This window comes from Prosthecobacter sp. SYSU 5D2, from assembly GCF_039655865.1.
Classification (GTDB): domain Bacteria; phylum Verrucomicrobiota; class Verrucomicrobiia; order Verrucomicrobiales; family Verrucomicrobiaceae; genus Prosthecobacter.
The window spans coordinates 76,976-98,758 of the sequence record NZ_JBBYXL010000015.1 but is presented as its reverse complement, the minus strand read 5'-3'; the positions used below and the strand labels follow the sequence as shown (position 1 = coordinate 98,758).

At 60.2% G+C, this 21,783-nt stretch carries 20 protein-coding genes and 1 pseudogene; 11 read left to right on the top strand and 10 right to left on the bottom strand.

The window, feature by feature from the left end; all coding sequences use genetic code 11:
* Positions 1–27: 27 nt before the first annotated feature.
* Complete coding sequence (locus tag WJU23_RS22065) at positions 28–2,157, bottom strand: PEP-CTERM sorting domain-containing protein (protein WP_346334800.1); 2,130 nt, start codon at positions 2,155–2,157, stop codon at positions 28–30.
* 295 nt (positions 2,158–2,452) lie between these two features.
* On the opposite strand from WJU23_RS22065, the gene WJU23_RS22060 reads away from it, so the two are divergent.
* The 3 genes from WJU23_RS22060 (at position 2,453) to WJU23_RS22050 (ending at position 6,039) form a co-directional block, all read left to right on the top strand.
* Entirely contained in the window at positions 2,453–3,451 is a 999-nt protein-coding gene (locus tag WJU23_RS22060) for a membrane dipeptidase (RefSeq protein ID WP_346334799.1), read from the top strand.
* Between the two features lie 72 nt (positions 3,452–3,523).
* A complete protein-coding gene (locus WJU23_RS22055; protein WP_346334798.1) occupies positions 3,524–5,269 on the top strand; it encodes a sialate O-acetylesterase in 1,746 nt (581 codons plus the stop codon).
* Between the two features lie 77 nt (positions 5,270–5,346).
* On the top strand, positions 5,347–6,039 hold the full coding sequence (locus tag WJU23_RS22050; protein ID WP_346334797.1) for a DUF2238 domain-containing protein: 693 nt from the start codon (positions 5,347–5,349) through the stop codon (positions 6,037–6,039).
* A 13-nt stretch (positions 6,040–6,052) separates the two neighbouring features.
* Here WJU23_RS22050 and WJU23_RS22045 read toward each other — a convergent pair whose 3' ends face one another.
* From WJU23_RS22045 to WJU23_RS22030, 4 genes and pseudogenes are all read right to left on the bottom strand, one after another.
* Positions 6,053–6,901 (bottom strand): LamG domain-containing protein, encoded by an 849-nt coding sequence (locus WJU23_RS22045; protein WP_346334796.1) that lies wholly within the window; start codon positions 6,899–6,901, stop codon positions 6,053–6,055.
* A 136-nt stretch (positions 6,902–7,037) separates the two neighbouring features.
* Entirely contained in the window at positions 7,038–7,832 is a 795-nt protein-coding gene (locus WJU23_RS22040; protein ID WP_346334816.1) for a TIGR00266 family protein, read from the bottom strand.
* Positions 7,833–7,928: 96 nt separating this feature from the next.
* Positions 7,929–8,060 (bottom strand): annotated as a pseudogene (locus WJU23_RS22035) (DUF4339 domain-containing protein); the annotation flags it as partial.
* 100 nt (positions 8,061–8,160) lie between these two features.
* Complete coding sequence (locus tag WJU23_RS22030; protein ID WP_346334795.1) at positions 8,161–8,592, bottom strand: helix-hairpin-helix domain-containing protein; 432 nt, start codon at positions 8,590–8,592, stop codon at positions 8,161–8,163.
* A 193-nt stretch (positions 8,593–8,785) separates the two neighbouring features.
* Between WJU23_RS22030 and WJU23_RS22025 the strand changes: the two genes are divergently transcribed.
* Entirely contained in the window at positions 8,786–9,652 is an 867-nt protein-coding gene (locus tag WJU23_RS22025; protein WP_346334794.1) for a carbon-nitrogen hydrolase, read from the top strand.
* A complete protein-coding gene (locus WJU23_RS22020; protein ID WP_346334793.1) occupies positions 9,645–10,691 on the top strand; it encodes an agmatine deiminase family protein in 1,047 nt (348 codons plus the stop codon). Before WJU23_RS22025 ends, WJU23_RS22020 begins: the two co-directional genes overlap by 8 nt.
* Before the next feature lie 130 nt (positions 10,692–10,821).
* On the opposite strand, the gene WJU23_RS22015 is transcribed toward WJU23_RS22020, so the two are convergent.
* Both WJU23_RS22015 and WJU23_RS22010 read right to left on the bottom strand, forming a co-directional pair.
* Entirely contained in the window at positions 10,822–12,162 is a 1,341-nt protein-coding gene (locus WJU23_RS22015; protein WP_346334792.1) for a sulfatase-like hydrolase/transferase, read from the bottom strand.
* Positions 12,163–12,297: 135 nt separating this feature from the next.
* Positions 12,298–13,902 carry a fucose isomerase gene (locus tag WJU23_RS22010; RefSeq protein WP_346334791.1) on the bottom strand — a complete coding sequence of 535 codons (1,605 nt, stop codon included), beginning with the start codon at positions 13,900–13,902 and terminating at the stop codon, positions 12,298–12,300.
* Positions 13,903–14,049: 147 nt separating this feature from the next.
* On the opposite strand from WJU23_RS22010, the gene WJU23_RS22005 reads away from it, so the two are divergent.
* From WJU23_RS22005 to WJU23_RS21990, 4 genes are all read left to right on the top strand, one after another.
* Positions 14,050–14,754 carry an alpha/beta hydrolase gene (locus WJU23_RS22005; RefSeq protein WP_346334790.1) on the top strand — a complete coding sequence of 235 codons (705 nt, stop codon included), beginning with the start codon at positions 14,050–14,052 and terminating at the stop codon, positions 14,752–14,754.
* 102 nt (positions 14,755–14,856) lie between these two features.
* On the top strand, positions 14,857–15,426 hold the full coding sequence (locus tag WJU23_RS22000; protein ID WP_346334789.1) for a septal ring lytic transglycosylase RlpA family protein: 570 nt from the start codon (positions 14,857–14,859) through the stop codon (positions 15,424–15,426).
* A gap of 108 nt (positions 15,427–15,534) precedes the next feature.
* A complete protein-coding gene (gene nuoB, locus WJU23_RS21995; RefSeq protein ID WP_346334788.1) occupies positions 15,535–16,065 on the top strand; it encodes an NADH-quinone oxidoreductase subunit NuoB in 531 nt (176 codons plus the stop codon).
* 53 nt (positions 16,066–16,118) lie between these two features.
* Positions 16,119–16,688: an NADH-quinone oxidoreductase subunit C gene (locus WJU23_RS21990; protein ID WP_346334787.1), complete on the top strand. Its 570-nt coding sequence runs from the start codon at positions 16,119–16,121 to the stop codon at positions 16,686–16,688.
* Positions 16,689–16,980: 292 nt separating this feature from the next.
* Here WJU23_RS21990 and WJU23_RS21985 read toward each other — a convergent pair whose 3' ends face one another.
* Positions 16,981–17,805 (bottom strand): DUF899 domain-containing protein, encoded by an 825-nt coding sequence (locus WJU23_RS21985; protein WP_346334786.1) that lies wholly within the window; start codon positions 17,803–17,805, stop codon positions 16,981–16,983.
* 123 nt (positions 17,806–17,928) lie between these two features.
* Here WJU23_RS21985 and WJU23_RS21980 point away from each other — a divergent pair, with 123 nt between their 5' ends.
* Both WJU23_RS21980 and WJU23_RS21975 read left to right on the top strand, forming a co-directional pair.
* Complete coding sequence (locus WJU23_RS21980; RefSeq protein ID WP_346334785.1) at positions 17,929–19,149, top strand: HTH domain-containing protein; 1,221 nt, start codon at positions 17,929–17,931, stop codon at positions 19,147–19,149.
* A gap of 10 nt (positions 19,150–19,159) precedes the next feature.
* Positions 19,160–19,801, top strand: coding sequence for a glutamine cyclotransferase (locus WJU23_RS21975; protein ID WP_346334784.1), 642 nt, complete (start codon positions 19,160–19,162; stop codon positions 19,799–19,801).
* Between the two features lie 30 nt (positions 19,802–19,831).
* Here WJU23_RS21975 and WJU23_RS21970 read toward each other — a convergent pair whose 3' ends face one another.
* Both WJU23_RS21970 and WJU23_RS21965 read right to left on the bottom strand, forming a co-directional pair.
* Positions 19,832–20,209: a hypothetical protein gene (locus WJU23_RS21970; protein ID WP_346334783.1), complete on the bottom strand. Its 378-nt coding sequence runs from the start codon at positions 20,207–20,209 to the stop codon at positions 19,832–19,834.
* A gap of 35 nt (positions 20,210–20,244) precedes the next feature.
* Entirely contained in the window at positions 20,245–21,783 is a 1,539-nt protein-coding gene (locus WJU23_RS21965) for a M81 family metallopeptidase (RefSeq protein WP_346334782.1), read from the bottom strand.

Below are 21,783 nucleotides of genomic sequence, written 5' to 3'. Positions count from 1 at the left end.
TCTTTCGCATCGTTGTCCATTGGTATTTCAGCGCCGCCGCCTCGTCACAGCACCCACCAGAGCGAGGAGCAGGAAGGACATGCGGGAGGGCTCCGGCACGACGACCAGGAGGCCGTGGCTGACAAAGAGATCCGTGTTCCACATCCAATCGGGATTGATCAGGCTCAGGTCCGGCAGGTCCAGGACTTCCCTGGTGGTATAAACGCCCGTCAGCAGCGAGCCAAAATCCAGCAAGTGAAAGGCATCCCCCCACGTGGGCTGGAAATCCCCAACGGGACTGAACTGGATGCTGCCGGGCGTATTGGCCGTGAGGCTGCCGGTGATGTCCAGATAATCATGATCCCCCACTAGAGCCAAACTGCTGGCATAGATAGAGGGAATGTCTTCGACCTCCGTGCTGCCGACATTAAACGTGGCTCCGCCCACCTGAAGAACCAGGCTGGCCGCGCCCGTGAGGCTGAGATTGCCGGTGAGGGTCAGACTGCCCAGGCTGCTGGCGAAGGCGGGTGAGGTTAGCCCTGCCCCCGGTTGCAAGCGGCCACCCTCGCTCACCACCACATTTCCCGTGATGCTGCCAGTGCCACCGAGCTGGGCGGTATTCAGCACATTTACTCCGGCATAAAAAGTGGATGTATTGACAAGAAGGGCTCCACGCATCACATCGACACTTCCTGCCGAGCCCGTGCCCGTCGTGGCCTCACCCAGGCGGGAGGTGCTGGAAAAAATGACCGTGCCTAAGGGGGCGGCCTCATAGTAGTTGAGAGTGCCGCCGCTCGTGGTGGCATTGACGATGTCATTGACCAGCAGCCCCTGTTCTCCGGCCACCGTGACAGCCCCGTTAAAAGTGGCGCTGCCGCCGCTTTCTGAGATCAGGTTAAGGCTTCGATAATCGGACTCCAGCACATTGACCCGCCCGTTGAAAACCGCCTGATACGCCGACCCCTGGTGGTTAATCTGGCCGAGGCTGACTTTGTCGCGACCACTTGATCCGGTGGTCCGTTTGGTCACCTCCACTGGCGCATCCAAGGTAAAACCGCCCCGCAGCACGAGACTGGAATTGTTGGTGGTGGTGGAAACACTGGTGGTGATCTCCTGGCCTAACAAAATGTTTTTCACATTCTCCCAGGCCTTGCCTTCCGCATTGGCTGCGGCAATTGCCACCTCGCTGCCGTAACGGGCAAACACCTGGCCGCCAAAGGTCATGTTCTCTCCGGCAAAGACCATCTGCTGGTTCGACTGGGCGATCAGATGAACCGACCGTTGGGTGGCCGTGTGGCTGGCGCTGCCGGTGATGTCTCCGGTAAAGAGCAGTTGCCGGCTGACCGAGCCACCGTTGATCAGCACGTTGGAACCTGCCGGGCTTGGCGTGACCAGGTCATAGGGAATGGTCGCCCCCAGGGTGGCATTGATGTTCGAGGAGCTGAGGTCCCAGGTCACTGAACTGACGGATCCGAAGCTGATGGTCTTGTCCGCAGCGCCCAGGCTGTCCGCATAGTTCTGAAACAGATAACCTCTCTGCATGTCAACGTCACCGGTGAAGGTGTTGTGGTTGTCAAACCAGATGCGTGTTGAGTTCGAGCTGGAATTGCTGTTGATGGTCAGCTTGCCGCTGCCGCTGATCACCCCGTAAAAGATCGTGCGATAAAGCCGCTGGTTACCGGAGCTGACGCTCCCGGTGCCCCCTGTCCGCGTCAGCGTCAGGTCATCGGCGATTTCGATATCCGTCCTGAAGGCCAGGTCGCGGGTCAGGTTTCCAGAGGATACCTCCGTATTGGCCAAGTGGGTGACGTTGATCGTCGGCAGCACATCCCCCAGTTTTTGGAACACCAGCCTGGATCCCTCTGCTCCCGTCGCTGCCAGTACCTTTTCTGTCACTCCATAATTCAGGGGGCCGGCCACCAGGCGGTTCAGGTAAAAGAGGCTGTCCAGGGTCAGCGTGTCGCCATTGGCATCATTGGTGGCAAAGGTGACATCCGATGGGCTGCCGGAGATGGTGCTGGGCAGCCCGCCGTTCCAGTTGCCCGCATTGGACCAGGAATTGTCCGCCGCCCCGGTCCAGACGGACTGGGCCCCCGCCGTGGATACCAGAGTGGCGAGGCACAGGGCGGCAGAGAAGGAGAATGTACGGCGGCAGCAGGCCAAGGGGGAACAATTCATGAAAAGCGGGGGGACTTTTTTTAAGGTCTTCCTTTCACTGCTTCGCATTCTTCGTGCCACCCGCCTGTCCCAAGTCCCCTCCGTTCTCACCGGATTCCGCCCTTTTGTGATCTGTCCACCGGTGCTGCATCAGTGGCCGCGCCGCCGCTGAGTCCAGTCGCCTGTAAGAACGGCCTCCTGAAATGGTTCTCATTTCAGTCATTATCCTTGTGGGCAGGCAGGGATGCAGGATATGAAGGGTTCACCTATGATGCATTTTCTCAAGCTAGGTATTTTAATGCTGGCATGTTGCGCAATGTTCCCTCGCGGAGCTGCAGCGTTTGATGTGGAAGCCTTCTTTGCCAGCAACTTCATTGTGGACGGCCTGGGCACGTACTACGACACCCATCGCGGGAAGGGACATCCCTATCCGTCGCCGGAAGGCCCCTGGGACTTCAAGCCCTTGAAGCAGGAAACGGGGTGCAACATGGTTATCATGAGCTACAGCACCCAGGCTAGCTTTGACAACCAGTCGGAGCGGTTCAAGGAGGGCCTGTATAAAAATGCCCGCATCATCCGCACCTTTGCGGACATCCGGGAAATTCGCGAGAAGGGCGAGTTCGGCGTGCTGATGTATGTGCAGTCTCCCTACCCCATGGGAGGCGGGATCCAGAATCTGGAGAAATTCCATGAGCGCGGGCTGCGCGTGTTTCAACTGGCCTATGGCGCCTCCCATACCGAGCAGGCGCCGGAGGATGTCATGGGCTACGGCAATGACCAGGAAGGCGGCGTCACACCGCTTGGGGAAAAGGTGATCGCCGAGCTCAACCGCCTGGGCATGCTGGTGGACATCTCCCACTGCAATGAGCAAACCACCCTGGATGCCTGCCGCCTGTCCAAGTTTCCTGTCGTTTGCACCCATGCAGGGGCACGTGCCGTGACGGATCGTGACCGCAACAAGTCGGACACTGCTTTGAAAGCGATTGCGGCCACGGGTGGGGTGGTTGGCGTGACCGCCGTGGGCTGGATCATTGAAAACCACAAGACCAAAGGGCGCGGCGTGCCGGAGTTTTGTGATCACCTGGACCACATGAAAAAGGTCATCGGAGTGGACCACCTCTCCGTCGCGACGGACAGCCCTTTGCGCGGCTGGGACCGGTTGTCTCCGCATCGTACCAGTCCGGAGCTGTCTGACATCGGGCACTGGAAAACCGTGGCGGCAGAGCTGCACCGCCGGGGTTATACGGAAGAGGAACTGAAGAAGATCTTCGGGCTGAACCTGGTGACCCTGTTTCGCAAGGTGCTGAAACCGTGACGGGCGGCGTGGTGGTAAGCAAATGGGCGATAGGTCGGGACATTCGCGGCGTTTTCAGGCTGCACCACCGCCATGAAAATGCTCATCCGTTCCTTATTCGCCGTGATCTGCCTGGGGCTGCCTGCCGGCGCCTGGGCGCAGCTTTCGCTTCCACATTTTTTCAGCGATTACATGGTGCTCCAGCGGGAGCGGGCAGCGGCCATCTGGGGAAAAGCGGAGCCGGAAGCAGAGGTCACAATTGCCTTCAAAGGCAAGACGGCGACGGCAAAGGCGGATGCCAAAGGCAAGTGGCGGGCGGAGATTGAGACAGGTGCTGCCGATGCCCAAGGGGCCGAGATGAAAGTGACGTCCGGGGACAAAACGCTGACGCTGGCCGATGTGCTGGTGGGGGAGGTGTGGCTGGCATCAGGTCAGTCCAATATGTATTTCACCATGAACCGGGTGCCGGCTTATGAGGAGCTGATGTCCAAGGCGGACTACCCGGCGCTGCGCATGTTCAATGCCCCGCTGGTGACGGCGGAAGAACCGCAGGAGGACATCGAGGGCGAGTGGTCGCTGTGCAGTCCGGAGACGGTGCCGGGGTATTCGGCAGTGGCGTTTTTCTTTGCGCTGAAATTGCACCAGGATCTGGGCATTCCGGTGGCGGTTTTGAAGACCTGCTGGGGCGGCAAGCCGGTGGAAACCTTCACCAGCCGCGAGGCGCTGAACACGCTGCCAGGCACGAAGCTGATGGTGGACAAGCTGATGCAGGAGGCGGCCGCCTATGACCAGGCCACTGCCGATGCGCAGTATGAAAAGCAACTGGAAACCTGGAAGGCCACCATGGCTGCGGCCAAGGGCAAATCTGCGGAACAGCGGAAGCGCCTGCCGAAAAAACCCGCAGCACCCAAGCCTCCGCTTCTGACCGAAGGCAAGCCAGGCGTGCTGTTCAATGCGATGATCAACCCATTCGCCGGCTACACCATGCGCGGGGCCATCTGGTATCAGGGGGAAGGCAATGCCAAGGCCGGTGCGGTGCCGTATGACCAGACGCTGCCGCTGATGATCCGCGACTGGCGCGAGCGCTGGGGCGATGACTTCTCTTTTTACTTTGTGCAGCTGGCCAACTACCGCGCCCCGTCCACCGAGCCGGGAACGCAGGACTATTGGGCGCTGCTTCAGGACCGCATGCGGCACATCCTGGAAACCACCCCCAAGACCGGTATGGCCGTCATCAATGATGTCGGTGAGGTGGCAGACATCCATCCCAAGGACAAGATGACCCCGGGCTACCGTCTGGCCCGCTGGGCGCTGGCCAAGGACTACGGCCGCGATCTCGTTTACAGCAGCCCTCTTTATAAATCCAGCGAGGTCAAGGATGGAGCGATGAAGATCACCTTTGACCATGTCGGCACTGGACTGGCCGTGCGCGGAGATGGTGACCTGAAGCGTTTTGAAATCGCCGGAGCCGACCGCGTGTGGCACTGGGCGGATGCAAAAATTGAAAGCAAGGACAGCGTCCTGGTGAGCAGCCCGAAAGTAAAGCAACCCGCCGCCGTCCGCTACGCCTGGGCCTCCAATCCCGAAGGCGCGAATCTGGTCAACAGCGAGGACCTGCCTGCCTCCGTTTTCCGCACCGATGACTGGGACGATGTGGAGCCCAAAGAAGGCCCCGCCTCAGCCAAAGGTCAGGAAGACCGCCGCGCCAAAGCCGCCGAAATCCGCGAGTTGAATGAGAAGCTCAGCAAGATGGAAAAAGGCAGCGCCGAGTTCCTGGCCCTGCGCAAAAAGATCCAGGCCTTGCTGGTGGAACTGAAGGCGATGGCGGGCGGGAAGTGATCGTTTCGTAAGGTCAGACCGCCACCGTGTTTTCCGATTGCACGGCACCTTCTCCGCGCTCCCGTTTCATGACCCCCATGAAACTGAGCTACGAGAGGTACACCTGCACGCTTCTGGTGCTCTTTGCCGTGTGGTGGGCGGTGCTGGCGGTGAACCCGTCCTACCGGCATGACTGGCTGTTGGAGAACGTGCTGCTGGTACCTGCGTTTGCACTTTTGATCTGGGGCTGGAAACGGCGGCTGTTTTCGCGGGTATCGCACACACTGATTTTTGTGTTCCTCTGCCTGCATGAAATCGGTGCGCATTACACGTATGAAAAGGTGCCGTATGATGAGTGGTGGCGGGCGCTGACGGGAGACAGTTTTAATGAAAGGATGGGCTGGGAGCGCAACCACTTTGACCGGCTGCTGCATTTTCTCTACGGGCTGCTGTGTGCGTATCCGTTTCGGGAAATCTTTTTGAGGGTGGCGCGGGTGCGGGGCTTTTGGTCCTACTTCCTGCCGCTGGATGTCATGCTGTCCTCGTCGGCCCTCTTTGAGCTCATCGAGTGGGCGGCGGCGACGGTCTTTGGCGGGGATCTGGGGGCGGCGTATCTTGGCACCCAGGGAGATGTGTGGGATGCGCACAAGGACATGGCGCTGGCAGGCCTGGGTGCGCTTATCGCCGTGGTCATCATCGCGATGATCAATGGCCGCTGCCAGCGTGACTTTGCCCGCGAGTGGTCAGACAGCCTGAAGGTGGGGCCGGCGAGTGGACAGGTGGCGGCGTGAATCAATGAGAGGATTATCCGGCCCTGCCGGCACGGTAGTTATCCGCTACCTCGCGGGCTGTGAGCACACGGGGATAGATGGCCAGCTCATCCAGGGCGCCGACGAAAAAGTTTTTGGTATCGCGGGTGCCGATGCGCAAAGGGGCGGTGCCTGCAACAGGCATGACATCATAGCTTTTATACGGAGCACCCGGCGCGGTGGCGGGACTGCCGGTCATCTTGCCATCTTTATACATGGTCACGCCAGCTTTGGGGTTGGTGGCATCACCGGGATCATAGGTGGCGACGATGTGGATCCATTTGCCAGGTTTGATTTCTTCCTCTGTGTAAGCGCCGGAACCGAGACCCGGACCCGGGCTGAAGATGTAGGCCGAGATGCGGTTAGGCCGGGAAGACTGGCGGGGATAAAAACGGAAGGCCCATTCATGCTTGCCAGACTCCCCCTTGCCCAGCCAGTGGATGTAGTTTTCCTCCCCTTCTCCGGTGAAGTCCAGCACATCGGGCCGCATCCAGACTTCCACAGTCAGGCCAGCACCGCTGGTGGGCTGGCTGAAGGACGGATGGCTGGGGATCTCCACATAGGAGGTCTTGCCGTCAAAGACCAGGGCGGTGTCGGCATCGCGGTCCAGCATGCCTTTCTGGCCAAAGGTCACTGCGCCATGAGCCGTGCCAGTGTGTTCCTGGCCGGAAGCATCCGCCACATTGGGTCCGGCCTTTTCACCCAGCCGCCAGTAGCCGCAGGGTTTTTTCTCCAGCACGCGACGTGCATAGGTGGAAAGAGGAGCTGCAATAGCCAGTCTGGAACTGGCGAGGCTGACCAGACTGGTTGTGCCTGAGGAGAGGAGACGACGGCGTGTCAGCATGGCGGTATTGAATCTCCCTCCTCTAACGGAAACAAGTGCGAAGGTATCACTATTTGACGCGTCAGGAGCTGATGAAAAATGCGGGGCTGGGCATTGAACTCTGCACCAACCCCGTAGCTGCAACCTTGATAAAAGCTTATTCCCCGTCAAACATGCGGCCGATGCCGCCAAGGACAGAGCCTTCACCCGTGGCCTTGCCACCGGCGGAAGGGGCGTTGGCCAGGATGCGGTCAGCCAGACGGGAGAAGGGCAGGCTTTGCAGCCAGACCGTGCCATGACCGGTGAGGGTGGTGAGGAAGAGCCCTTCCCCGCCGAAGAACATGCTCTTCAGATTGCCCGCGCGCTCAATGTCATAGCTGATGCCTTTGGTAAAAGCGACGAGGCAGCCAGTGTCCACCCGCAGAGTTTCACCGCGCATCTCCTTTTTGATGATGGTACCGCCGGCATGGATGAAGGCCATGCCATCGCCCTGAAGCCGCTGCAAAATGAATCCTTCACCACCGAAGAGTCCGGCCCCGAAGCGCTTTTGAAAAGCGATGCCGACAGCAGTCCCGAAAGCGGCGCAGAGGAAGGCGTCTTTCTCACAGAGGATCTCACCACCGTAATCCGTGAGCTTCAGGGGAATGATCTTCCCCGGATAGGGCGCAGCAAAAGCGACGCGTTTTTTCCCGGCCGGAGCACGGTTGGTGAAGTGGGTCATGAAAATGGACTCGCCGGTGAGCACACGCTTGCCGACAGTTTTCAGGATGCCCATCAGGCCGCCATTGGTGGGGGAGGAGCCATCGCCCATCTTGGTTTCAAAGACGATGCCGTCATCCATGTAGTTCATGCCGCCGGCCTCGGCGATGACAGTTTCGCCAGGATCCAGCTCTACCTCGACGATCTGCATTTCATTGCCATGGATCTCATAATCTACATCATGCGCACGCATGCCCCGGCCCCCCGGAACCGGGGGTGGACCCGCAAGCGGTGGTGGGGTGGAACCCGTGCCTTTAAACAAAGCAGGGAGAACCAGGTCGGCCCGGCTCCACTGGGCCTGGCCGTCTGTCCAGACGAGGCTCTCCGGGCGCACAGCACCGGCTGCCGCCAGGGACTGCAACTGTTCTTCAGTGACCTGATGCCGCTGACCTTCTGAATCGACGTAAAACCAAGGGTTCATGGAATGTATGGAGGATGATCTGAGTCCGGCCCTGGAGGGCGATGTCCCCCAGGCATGACCGGCGCATGTGCATCAAAGATTCGCCCTTCAGCCGTGACGATTACTCTTTTTTGGCTTTTTTCTTCGCAGCCGATTTCTTCTTGGCCTCTGGTGTCTTGGCTTCTGCCACAGGGAAACCCGCTTTGGCATGGGCCACGATTTCAGCCAGGGTGGCCTCGCCAATGCCGTCCACGAGGACCAGATCCGCCGGGGTCGCCACCGGGCGCGCCTTGACGATGTTCTGCGCCTTCGCAGGACCGATGCCTGGCAGGGATTGCAGGGCGGCATCATCGCCTTTATTGATGATGTCCATCAACTTCGTCTTTTGAGACGGCGTGAGAGTTTTGGCCGTGGCGACAGCCTCCGCAGAAGGAACTTCCACCTTGGTCTCAGCCTTGGCCTTGGCCGGAGCTTTTTTCTTCGCGGGGGTCTCGGCGGCTTCAATGGAGAAGGAACAGCCAAACAGCAACAAGGCGGCGAACAGGTATTTCATCGGGAGTGTGGGGATAAATGCCATGCCAAGCTAGGAGATTGCCCCTGCTTTGGCTAGCATTAAATGCTTCTTCACATGGCAAGAAGCGGCTCATGTTCTTTGACGCAGCTCTGTGGGGGCGTATTCTTCATCTCCAAGGGAATGCATATCTTCACTTGCACCCCACCAAGATCTCTCAATCCTCCGCGCCCCCATGTCCACCGTCACCCTCGGCCTGATCCAAGGCACCACTTATGCCAGCAAGGCCGAAAGCCATGCCCGGCATGAGGCGCTGATCCGTGAGGCGGCGGCGAAAGGGGCGCAGATCATCTGCCTGCAGGAGATCTTCGACATCCCGTATTTCTGCACACGGCAGGACACGGCCCTGTTTGACCTGGCTGAGCCCATCCCAGGGCCCACCACTGACCTCATGACCGTCCTGGCCAAGGAGCTGGGCGTCGTCATCATTGTCCCGCTTTTTGAAAAACGCGGCCCCGGTCTTTATCACAACACCGTCGCCGTGGTGGATGCGGACGGGAGCTACCTGGGGAAGTACCGAAAGATGCACATCCCGCAGGACCCGGGCTTCGAGGAGAAGTTTTATTTCACGCCTGGTGACCTCGGCTACAAAGTCTGGGACACGAAGTTTGGCCGCATCGGCGTCCTCATCTGCTGGGACCAGTGGTACCCGGAGGCCGCGCGCCTGACCGCCTTGGCCGGCGCGGAGATTCTCTTTTATCCCACCGCCATCGGCTGGCTCAGCAGTGAAAAGGCGGAGTTGGGCAGCGCACAGCATTGCGCCTGGGAGACGGTGCAGCGCGGCCATGCGGTGGCCAACGGCTGCTTCGTCGCCGCTGTGAACCGCACCGGTTTCCAGGATGACACGGAATTTTGGGGCCAGAGTTTTGTGGCCAACCCCTATGGCGAAATCGTCGCCAAGGGTTCAGTCGAACACGAAGAAGTCGTCATTGTGACCTGCGATTTGCAGGCGGTGGAAGACTTTCGTCGCATTTGGCCATTTTTCCGTGATCGTCGCATTGACACTTACGCCCCTCTGACCAAACGCTACCTCGATGAGTAAAGGATACCCGCAGAACTACCACCTGCCTGCCGAATTTGAAACGCAGGAAGCCGTCTGGCTTTCATGGCCCTCCAACAAGGAGAGCTGCCCGAAGACCTATCTCAAACTGCAGGACAAGTTTGGAGAGATCGCCGCGAACCTGACCCGCTATCAGCGCGTGCGCATCAATGCCCCGGAGATGATGCACATGAGCATCCGCCTGAGCATTGCCGACAATGAAGGCGCTCTGAACATGGTGGACCTGTACAACCACACCACCAATGATGTGTGGTGCCGGGACCATGGCCCCATCTTCATCAAGCATAACGAAACCGGCAAGATCGCCATCACCGACTGGAACTTCAACGCCTGGGGCGGCAAGTTCCCCTATGAGCTGGATAACACCATCCCGGAGAAAGCGGCCGAGGTACTCAAGATGGAGCGTTTCACGTCCGACTTCACCTTGGAAGGCGGTGCCATCGAGACCAATGGAAAAGGCCTCCTGCTCACCACAGAAGCCGTGTTGCTGAACCCTAACCGCAACAACGGCAAGGCCCGCACCAAGGCCGAGATGGAGAAAGAGCTGAAGGGCATGCTGGGCGTGTCCAACATCGTCTGGTTCAAGGAAGGCATCGAAGGCGATGACACCGATGGCCACATTGATGACATCGTCCGCTTCGTCCGTGAAGACGCCGTCATCTGCATGACGGAATCCAAAGAAAACGATCCGAACTTCAAAGTGCTGAAGCAGATCCGTGAGCAGCTCGATGATGTGCGCACCGCCGACGGCAGCAAGCTGGAGATCATCGAGATTGAGATGCCCAACGCCATCGAGGCCAAGGATTGGCGCCTGAGCCGCCTGCCGGCCAGCTACGCCAACTTCATGATCCTGAACAACGCCGTCATGGTCCCCATCTTCGGCCAGAAGAAGAAGGACGCGATTGCGGAAGACAAGATCGCCGAATGCTTCCCTGGCCGCGAGATCATCTCCGTGACCTCCAAGGACCTCGTTATGGAAGGCGGTGCCCTGCACTGCATCGCCATGCATGAGCCGAAGTGAGGTCTTATTGACTGAGCATTGAATTTGAAAGCCGGACATCGCTGTCCGGCTTTCTTTTTTGGGAGGGGGGAGTGCACACGTCACAGACCGCATGAATGCGGTACTCCGAACTCCAGAACTCAGAGTCACCTCACTTCTTCACCTGCGCATCTTTGTCGGCCTTGGCCACCTTGGCGAGTTTCGTGCGCAGGTGCTGTACCTTATCAGCCTCCTTACCGGCCAGGTCAGTCGTCTCGTTGGGGTCCTGTGCGAGGTTAAAAAGCTGGGCCGGGCCTGCGGACTGCGGCTGCCCTTTGGCCTGGGTGACGATGAGTTTCCAAGGGCCTTCACGTACAGCGCTGCCGCGGAAGCCGGGTCCGGTGAGGTAGAGGAGCCTTTCTGGCAGCTCGGACCCGTCTTTCAGCGCAGGCCAGAGGCTGATACCGTCCCATTTCAGGTCCGTGGCGGGTTCATAGCCAGCGATGGCGCAGAGGGTGGGCATCCAGTCGCTGATGATGGCGGGGGATTCAAACTTGCCCGCTTTCAAAGTGCCGGGCCAGTTGGCGAGGGTGGGCACACGGATGCCGCCTTCATAAAGATCGCCTTTGATGCCGCGCAGGGGGGCATTGCTGGCGGTGATTTTGCCGGTGGGGTAGTTGTCGTCCGGGTATTTGCGGTCATTGTTTTCAGAAGTGCTGCCACCGTTGTCGCTGGTGAAGACGAGCAGCGTGTTATCCCGCTTGCCTGCCTTTTCCAGGGCGGCGATGATCTGACCCACGGCATCATCCATGTGCATGATGCAGGCGGCGTAGTGGCGGGGGACATCGCCGGTGATGGCAGCGGGCACTTTGGCCACCCAGGCCTCCGGCTCCTTCACGGGCAGATGCACGGCAGTGAAGGGGACGTAAAGGAAGAATGGCTTGTCGCTGCGTTTGCCGATCCACTGCACGGCCTCCTTGGCCACTAGATCGGTGACGTGGCCTTCTTCGGTGATCAGCTCGCCATTGCGATGCCAGGTATGGGTGTATTCGCCCTCTTTATAACGGTGGTCATAGGGGCCGACTCCGCCACCCAGTGAGCCGTAGCTGTGGTCGAAACCGAAATGATTGGGACCCCATGCCGGCTTGGAGCCGAGGTGCCACTTGCCAGTGAGGCAAGTCTCATAACCGACGCTCTTCAGGGCACTTGGCAGGGTGACGGTATCAAAGGGCATTGCCTGTCCGGAGTGGGGGCTGGTGATGCCGAAACGGCTCCAGTAACGTCCGCTCATCAACCCGGTGCGCGTAGGGCTGCAAACCGGGGCCACATAATGCTGCGTCAGCTCCAGGCTTTCAGCGGCCAGTTTGTCGAGATTTGGCGTGGGGGCATTGCCGCCATGAAAACCCACATCAGCCCAGCCGAGGTCATCAATCATGATGAACACCATGTTAGGCTGAGGGGCGGCCTGAAGAAGACCGGCGGAGAAGAAAAGGAAGGCAAGAAGACGGCGCATGACAGAGGAATGAACGCCGGGAATCCGGAAGCCTTGCGGGTAGATTCAACAGATCGTCAAAGATGCAAAAACCCCCCTCAAGGCCACTCTGCAAAAGAGAACCATAAGGGGGGAAGAAAACGCGTAGGAAGTTAATCAGGCCAGTCTCACATCTCCACAAAGTGAGGTGTGGATGCCCAGCTCGCTCATGGCGGCGGCCTTGATGCGGGCGGCGCGGTGGGCCTGCTTTTCGTTAGGCGCATAGACGACCTGGATGTGATTGGACTTGTGGCGGGCCATCATCTGGTCACGCGACACACCTTTAAACACGGCGTGCATGATCGGCCATTGCGGGGTGGTTTCCTGCCAGCGGCGCTCGGTTTCCTCCGCCGGCAGCTTGACGACCTCCGCCACGCCGATGTCGCAATGCAGCGCTCCGTCCATGACGAAGACGCGGCTCCAGACGATGTGGCCGGGTTTGCTGATGCCCTTCATGGTGCCGCCGCCGAGGCGGAAGTACATGCTGGGCTGGCGCTCGGTGCTGGCACCTTTCCACCCGCCGATGAAATGGGCCGGCGGGGCCGCACCGCTGATGAGCAGCACCCAGACGTATTCCTTGTCATACTTCTGGCCCCAGCGCAGGTCGTGCAGGGTGTTCTCGGGCGCAAAGCCCAGTTCACGCCATAGGCGGTAAGTGAGCAGGCCGTCCAGTCCGGCGCATTCGTCCACTTCATTGAAATGCGGCAGCGCTTCGCCCTCAAAGAGGATGCGCTTACCGTCAGCACTGTGGACGGGCGGCCTGTCGGCATTGTTAAGCATGCCTTCCACCAGGTCGCTGGCTGGCGTGAGGTCTTTGAGCCCCTGCTGGTACTGGATGCCGATGGCATCACAACCGAACTCGTCGGCGATGCGGACAGCAGCGATATACATTTTACACTGCAGGAGAATCTGCGGCTCAGTGAGCTCGGTGGCCTCGTCCTGGCCTAACTGCATTTGCAATCCTTTTTTCTTCAGCCAGGCATAAGTGGCGGCAGCATCGTCATCGCTGACGGTCTGCATGGCCGCATAGAGGGTGGACTGGCTGAGGCGTTCCTTGAAGCAGCCGGTGGCATGAAAAAGGTTGTCCGGGATGATGGCATTGTACATGCCCATGCAGCCCTCATCGAAGACCCCCAGGATGGCCTTGTGATGTCGGAACCGGCGGCCAAAGTCGCGGCCAAAGGTGTCATCATCGCCCGGGATTTTCAGCAGAGATAAATCGCGGACATGCGACTGGTCATGGGTGACGCTGCCAGTATCCAGCCATTCACGAAGGCCGTTTTTAAAGAACGCATCCGTGAAAGTCTCGCTCCAGAGCGTGGAGTAGTTCACTCCGGCTTTTGTCAGGGAGGCATTCAGGTTCAGCAGGCCGACAAGACCGGGCCACTGGCCGCTCCAGTTGGCGACGGTGAGGATGGGTCCGCGATGGGTGGTCAGGCCGGCGAGAACATGGTGGGAATACTGCCACACAGCCTCGGCCACGATGAGCGGCGCATCCGGATCAATGCTGCGAAAGACCTCGATGCCCTCGCGCTGGCTGGCGATGAAGCCGTGCTTCTTTTTGGCATCGTAAGGGTGCGCCCTTTTTACCTCGTAACCTTCGGCTTTGAGGGCCTTGGCCAGGGCGTCTTCCATGGCCTTTTGGGCAGGCCAGCAGGTTTGGTTGGCGGAAAGGCGGAGGTCACCGCTGGCGACGAGCTGAATGGTACGTTGGTTGGGCATGATCAATGTACAGCTTCTTCCAAGGCCCCGGTGCGAGGCAATGCAACGCTGCTGCTCATTCTTGCTGGGTGTTTGACGATTCTTGACCGTGGCAGCAGCGGCAAGCCAGCGGTTGACGATGGCACAAACCGGATGGACTGGTCAGGCATGAAGTCACACACTCGGGACATCGTGGTTTTGATCCATGGCCTCGGGCGCAGCCCGCGCAGTCTGCTGGCAGTGCGTTTCTGGCTGTGGCGGGCGGGATATCAGGTGGTCACTGTGGGTTATCCCTCAAGACGTGTGACGGTCCAGATTGCTGTGGAGAATTACCTCAAACCGGCGCTGGAGAAGCTGAAGCCGGCTTCTGGAGCGCGTGTGCATTTTGTGACGCATTCGCTCGGCGGCATCCTTTTTCGCGCATGGGCAGTGACACGTGATCCCGGTTTTCCTCTGGGCCGGACGGTGATGCTCGGCCCGCCAAATCAGGGCAGTGAAGTGCTGAGGCAGCTCGGCAGCAGACCCTGGGTCCGGCGTCTGCTGGGGCCGGTGGTACCGGAGCTCGGGGAGGACGAAAATAGCGTCCCGCGCAAGCTAGGGGCCGTGCCGCCGGGCACGGGCATCATCATGGGGAACCGGGCCATGATCCCCTTTTTCCGCAAGCTGCTGGGGCCGGAATCCGACGGCATCGTCAGTGTCGCAGGCGGCTGGGTGGAGGGGCAGGCGGATTTCATGGTGACGCCTGCGGATCACACTTTCATCATGTGGCGGCCGTTGGTGTTGCAGGCGGTGGAACGATTTTTGAAGCACGGCTCCTTTATCACTCACAAGCAGTGGGAGATGGATGACAGACTGGCTCCAGTATCGTCTTAGCAGGTTGAGGGAAAGATTTCTTAATTTCCAAGGGTGACGAATGAATCTTCTTTGTGTATGACAAGACTTAGCATGTCTTGTCGCTGGATTTTCTATCTCATCATGCTGGCCCTTGTCAGTTGTGCCTCCCGTCCGCCCGCCTACCAGGAGCAGGGCTGGGCATCGTATGTGGCAGATCAATACACCGGCCGTCCCACGTCCTCCGGCGAGATCTATTACCCGCAGGCTTATACCGCAGCGCATACCTCGCTTCCCTTTGGCACCGTGGTGAAGGTGAAGAACACCCTGAACGGCCGCACGGTGAATGTAACCATCAATGACCGGTTTCCCTTTTACCCAGGCAGGGTCATCAATCTCTCCAGCGCGGCAGCCCAGGAGATCGGCATTCCCTACATGCAAATGGGGCAGGTGGAGGTGACGGCGCATAGTGTCGGGAGTGGCAGTTATGGCCAGCAGCAGCCGGCTCCAGCCCCCGCGTATGGCGGCTATCAGCAGACCGCAGCCTACCCCCCCGTGCAGTCCTCCGGAGCCTATACACCCCAGCAGCCTGCGGCCTACCCAAGTTATCCTCCGTATGCACCTAGCTATCAGGCGCAGCCGCCAGCCTCCGCCCCGAGCGCCCCTGCTTTTAACGGGGCCAGTGCCACTCCTCCAGGTCTGAGAACCTTCTAAAACCTGGCTCGGCGCGGCTTGGGAGCTTGTGAAAACTTTCACAAACGGGTTGCCGGGGGGAGAGGCGGGGCGTATTTCTTCGCTGTTCACCCCCATTTTTCCAAAGTTATGGTCGCCCCTGCTGAAACCCACGCCGCCTACGATTCCAAAATCGAGGGCAATGTCGTCTTCACCAAGCTGGATTCGGCGGTCAACTGGATGCGAAAGAACTCCCTCTGGCCCATGCCCATGGGCCTGGCCTGCTGCGCCATCGAGATGATGGCTTCCGCCTGCAGCCGCTATGACCTCAGCCGTTTCGGCATGGAGGTCATGCGTTTCTCCCCACGCCAGGCGGATGTAATGATCGTTGCCGGCACAGTCACTTATAAAATGGCCCTGGCCGTGAAACGGATCTGGGACCAGATGCCCGAGCCGAAGTGGTGCATCGCCATGGGCGCCTGCGCCTCCAGCGGCGGCATGTATCGCAGCTACGCCGTCCTTCAAGGCATTGACCACCTCATCCCGGTGGACATTTACATCTCCGGCTGCCCTCCACGCCCGGAAGCCCTGATGGAAGGCCTCATGCGCCTGCAGCGGAAGATTGACGGCGAGCATTCAGTCTCCGAGCAGAAGCGGGAACTCATCAACGAGCATTCCTGATCCGTCTCCGCAGCCACCGTTAAAAATCAGCCTCAGCCGAAACGCACCGAATCATGAATGCCGCGCAAATGGTCACCGCCCTGAAGGAAAAATTCGGTGATGCCGTACTTAGCACCATCGAGTTCCGGGGCGAGCACACCCTGCAAGTCACCCTGGCCGCTGCCAAGCCGCTGCTCAAATATTGCCGCGACGAGTTGGATTTCGACTACCTGGTGGACATTTCCAGCCTGGATCACATGGGACAGGAGCCGCGTTTCGAAATGGTCTATGAGGTGTATGGCTATGGCCACCACCAGCACCTGCGCATCAAAGCCCTGATCCCCGATGGCGAAGAGCCTGCCACCGTCAGCGACATCTGGCCTACTGCCGACTGGCATGAGCGTGAAGTGTGGGACATGATGGGCATCAAATTTGCCGGTCACCCGGACCTGCGCCGCATCCTCATGTGGGAAGGCTATCCCTACTTCCCGCTGCGCAAAGACTTCCCGCTCGCCGGCAAGCCCAGCGACATGCCGGAGGTCGGCTTCACCAATATCGCCCCCATGGCTGACGGCCCCTTCGTCACCACCGCCGGTGCCCCGGATACGGTGGCCCGTGAGCCGCGGGCCAAGCGGGCGAAGTAAACTTTCCAACCTCTTCCCAAAAGCCTGCCCAGCCCTGGCAGCATGAGGCAGAGCAATATGCCGGCGCAAACGGTGACGAGGCCCGTTTGCAGGTAACCGGCGGCTGCGGTGGATACGCTCATCCCGGTGATGAGCGCAACATAGGCAGCCATGCAGACCGGACACTTGGGCATCAGCAGGAGAGCAGTACCGGAAAGCAGAGCGCTCGTGATTTTGGTGCCTCGTCGCGTTCCTGAACCCGGTTGGTTAGGCCCACCCGACGGGTGTCCGCCACGGCAACAGGGGAGCTTGTTCATGGCTCGCCTCCGATTTGGTGCTGCCAGCAGGAAGCTGCTGACGGGCTGGCCATGGTGTATTGGTCATGGTGACGCCACCAGACCCCTGCCTCTTCATTGCGGCCCAGCGGTGCCCGGTCCAGCCAGGGATACATGCCCCATAAGCTGTCCACGCCGCGCGAATAGGTGGAGTAGGTGTGGTAAACCACGCCCCCCTCCTGGATGAAAGCGCTCATGCCTGGCCTCTGCCTCGCATACGTGGGCGTGTTGACGCCGCACATCGTGGCGAATGCGAACTCTGCGCCTTCGCCTCCGTCTGGCTCGCCATTACGCGACGGCTGCTGCGGCTCGCGGGTGAAGTTGTATTCGAGGCCTTCCCGCTGCTGCTCTTCCGTGAATGAGGCGCAGTAGTCAAAATTGAAATCACCGCCCAGGGACGAAGCCCACGGAAAGCTCCAGCCCATCCGTTTTCTGAAGGCCAGCAGTTTTTCCAACGGGGCCAGCGACACGGCTGTCAGCAGGACATCGTGATTGGCCAAATGGATGGCAATACCGTTGAATCCATCGGCGATGGCCGAGCAGGAAGGACAGCCCGCCGTGTAGTCCGGGCCAAACATAAAGTGATAAACCAGGAGCTGTGAGCGGTCCTGGAAGAGATCCGCCAGCCTGGCTTCACCGGCTTCGGTCATAAATCGGTAGTCTTTGGAAACCGGCACCCAGGGCAGTTGCTGGCGCTGCCGGGCCAGTTCGTCACTGCGCCTGGTGAGTTCCTTTTCCGCTTTGAGCAGTTCAAGTCGTTCTTTGAGCCATTCGGCATGGGTTCCGGTTCGATGGGTGGTCATGTTGATTCCTCCGTGAGTTGGGATGTTTGTTCGATGTTGGAAGCAGCCGCCAGCCGGGCTGCCGGGATCAAGTTATCGCTTGGCAGAAGCGTGTGTGAGTGACAACGGTGGCGCGATTTCTTCATGGACTCGCTCATCTCTGCGGCTGCCTCCGCCCTCGCTGCGGGTGATCCTTTGCGCGCGCTCAACTGGGTGGCGCTGCGGGAGGATGCAGCGGCCCTAGCCCTGAGGGGCATTGCCATGGCGCAGCTGGGGGATCTGGCCCAGGCTCAAATTCTTTTAAAATGGGCCGCGCGCGCCTTTGGCCCTCAGCAGGCCATCGCCCACGCCCGCTGCATGGTTGCCCAGGCTGAGATCGCCCTGGTATCGCGTGACTTGGGCTGGCCGGTGAAAGCGCTCGCCGCAGCGCAGGCCGCTCTGGAGCAGAATGGGGATGTCATCAATGCCATTCATGCCCGCCATCTCCAGGCCCGGCGTGCGCTTTTGCTCGGCCGGCTGGACGAGGCGGAACGGGTGATGAAGGATGCCGATGCGGTCTCCCTGCCTCCCGCACGACGGGCCGCTCATGAAATGATCCTGGCCGGCATGGCCATGCAGCGGCTGCGCATTGCTCCTGCACGTGCAGCATTTTCGCGGGCCCGGGAGGCGGCCCGTCTCTCCTGCATCCCCGCGCTTCAAGCGGAAGTGGAAGCCGCTGCCCGTCGTCTGGATACACCTTCGGCGCGTTGCATCACGGGCCAGCAGGAACGCCCGGTGCTCCTTGAGGACGTGGAGGCGCTGTTCACCTCCGGGGCCTTGGTGGTGGATGCCTGCCGCCGTGTGGTGCGCAGAGGCAGGATGGGAATCCCCATGGCCACGCGTCCGGTTCTGTTTGCACTGGTGCGATCCCTCGCCGAAGCCTGGCCTAACGACGTTTGCCGTACGGATTTGCTGCGGGCCGGGTTTCAGGCGAAGCGGGTGGATGAATCCCACCGCGCCCGTTTGCGGGTGGAGATCGGCCGCTTGCGTCAGTTGCTGCGTCCACTCGCCGATGTGCAGGCCACCCGGAGTGGGTTCGCTCTCCAGCTCCGCCAGGGGGCGGAAGTGACGGTGCTGGCGTGGCCGGTGGAGGAGGAGCATGGTTCCATCCTTGCCTTTCTTTCCGATGGCGAGGCCTGGTCCAGCTCGGCCCTCGCTCTGGCCCTGGGTGTCAGCCAGCGCACCGTGCAACGCGCTCTCGATGTGCTGGCTGCGGATGGAAAAGTGCAATGGTTCGGCCGTGCCCGTGCCAGACGCTGGACCACTTCTGTCGTTCCTGGATTCACGACGATAATGTTACTCCCCACCCTGCTGCACGACGGTTAGAATCCTTTCCATGAACCCAACATCCCCAGCCGATATAGTTTGTGAATTTGGCCCTTATCCAGGCAACGCCCAAGTGAACGGAGTCACCTATGACGGAGACGTCATCTGGTGGGCCTCGGACAAAAAACTGAACGCCATGGATCCCGCCAGCGGTGAGATTCTCCGCTTCCTTGATCTTCCCGCCCATGCGGGCACCGCCTATGACGGCAAACACCTCTACCAGATCTCCGAGGGCATCATTCAGAAGGTAGATCCCGAAACGGGGGACATCCTGACAACCATCCCGGCCCCCAGTGCCGACGATAGCAGCGGCCTGGCCTGGGCGGAGGGCAGCCTGTGGATCGGACAGTATGAAGGCCGGAAGATCCATCAGCTAGATCCTCAAACCGGTGCCATCCTCCGCACCATCTCCTCCAACCGCGTCGTCACTGGCGTGACCTGGGTGGATGGGGACCTGTGGCATGGCACCTGGGAGGATGATAGCGAACTCCTCCGCATTGATCCCCAGTCCGGCGAAGTCCTGGAAAGCCTCAGCATGCCTCCCGGCATTGGGATCTCCGGCCTGGAGTCTGATGGTAAAGACCGCTTCTTCTGCGGTGGTGGCGGCACGGGAAAGCTCCGTGTGGTGAAGAGGCCCAAGAAGAAGTGTTGAGCCAAACCCAGGCGGGCAAAACCCCTCCGGCTAATCGAAGCTTTTGCTGATCTCCGCATGTGCAGCAGCCACGGCCGCCAGACCTTCCCTTGCTGCCGCATAACGAACGGCAAAGCTTCCGGGCTCGTCTGAGCCTGTGAGCAAATGCCGCGCCTCGGCGAGCAGGGCATCCTTCCGTTCGTGGGTGATTGGCGGCTTTTCTTCCATCGCCTCATCCATCATCACCACCAGTTGCGAAAGCTGTCTCAGCCAGGAGAACTGCTCATCCTCCGTCAGCAACTGCAGAAGCTTCAACGGCGACAGGGTTACGTTCTCAGCTTTTTCATAGGCCGCGCGCTCGGCATTCATGAGCAACTTGTGCAGGCTGAGAAGCTGATTGCGAAGTTCGGGAAGGGGATGGTCATTCATCGTGTTGATAATCCGGCCGGGGAAAGTTCAGCCTGTCATTCGGCGGATGGAGACTTGTGCTTCAGGTTGAAGGGGTAGTAGTCCTGGACGCGGAGGTTTTCATACTTCAGCGCATCGAGATGCACCGTGCCCATGAACGGACCGGGTGGCTCCACCAGCAGGATGGTTTTGGCGAAGCCGTTGTCATCAAAACCGCGCCGAAAATGCACGCGCGATTTGATGGCAAAGACCTGGAACTTACCGATGTCCACCCCTTCCGCGCGGATGCTTTCGGGATCCACGTATTGCACAAGCTGCGGGCTGAGCATGAGCAGATTGTCCCGGCCGAAGCGGACCTGGGCCGACTGCACAATGCCGTCGCTGCCGCTTTTCACCTGGGCCAGCACCCCGCGCACGCGCACCGGCTTGCCGGCTGACTCGTCCATGAATCCGCCAACCTCCATGTCGAAAGCATCGCCCGCTTTGGCCCCAGATTTCCCCAAAGCCGTCAGGGCCCGATCATCACGCAGGGTGGCGATAACCACCCCGCCGAGATCCTGTTCGATCACCTCCTGCAGCACCCAGGTGGCATTACCCGAGCGGTCGCTGTAATCCGCCAGCACGACCGGCTGGCGGCCTGCGGTCAGCGCTGCCGCCGTCTGCCGGACCGCCTCGTCCACTTGCACGATAGGCGTTGCCGAAAACATCTCCGCCCGCAGCCGCCAGGCCGTTTCCGCCAGATCATCTACGACCGTTTGTGCGAGCTCGGGATCGCCATTGGTGATGACCTGGAAGCACATGCCCACGTCCGGCACATCCGCCCAGGGGAAGCCATAGAAAAAATTGACGTACACATCCGGCTCGCGCGCCTCCCAGGTCAGGCAGCGCTGCACCAGCGTGCTCCACGGTGGCTGGCCGGTCCATTGAACAACGGTGGCGCTCAGAATCGGCACCGTGCGTACCGAGTGGGCCGGCTTGTAGTCACCACGGATCGCCCGGACCAGCATGCGCGCGGCACGCTCTCCTTGCAGGTGCGCGTCGTAATGCGGGTAGTACTTGTAGGCGAAGGCCAGGTCCGCATGTTTGAGGAAGGTTTCGTCTTCGTTGCCGTGCGGATCAAAGGTGCCCGCGATGACGGCTTTCCCGCCAACCACCTCCCGCACTCGCCGTGCCAGCTCCGCCTCCGGGCGGGCGATGCCGTGCACCGCCATCGCACCGTGCAGCGCCAGATAGACGCCGTCAAAGGGACCCTGTGTCTTCAGTTCCTCAATCATGCGGCCCACGAAGTGCTCATAGGCGTCCCGGGTCACCCAGCCTGAGCCAATGCCGGTCTCCGGCATGCCGGGCGACTCGATGCCCACCAGCTCCGCGCCATACTCGCGCGCCACTTTCACGAAACCGCCCATGTCCCCCTTCGGTTCCGTCTTGAGCAGCGCCTCTCCCGCCGCGGGTGATCCTGGATAAATGAAATCCTCCCGGGTGGTCTCGTTCGGCAAAAACGTCACCGTCTCATGCCGGAGCTGCATCACGGCGATGCGCGGTGCGTCTGCCGCGGACAGGCCGGTGGCGAGGAGGAGGAATAGCAGCGTTCTCAT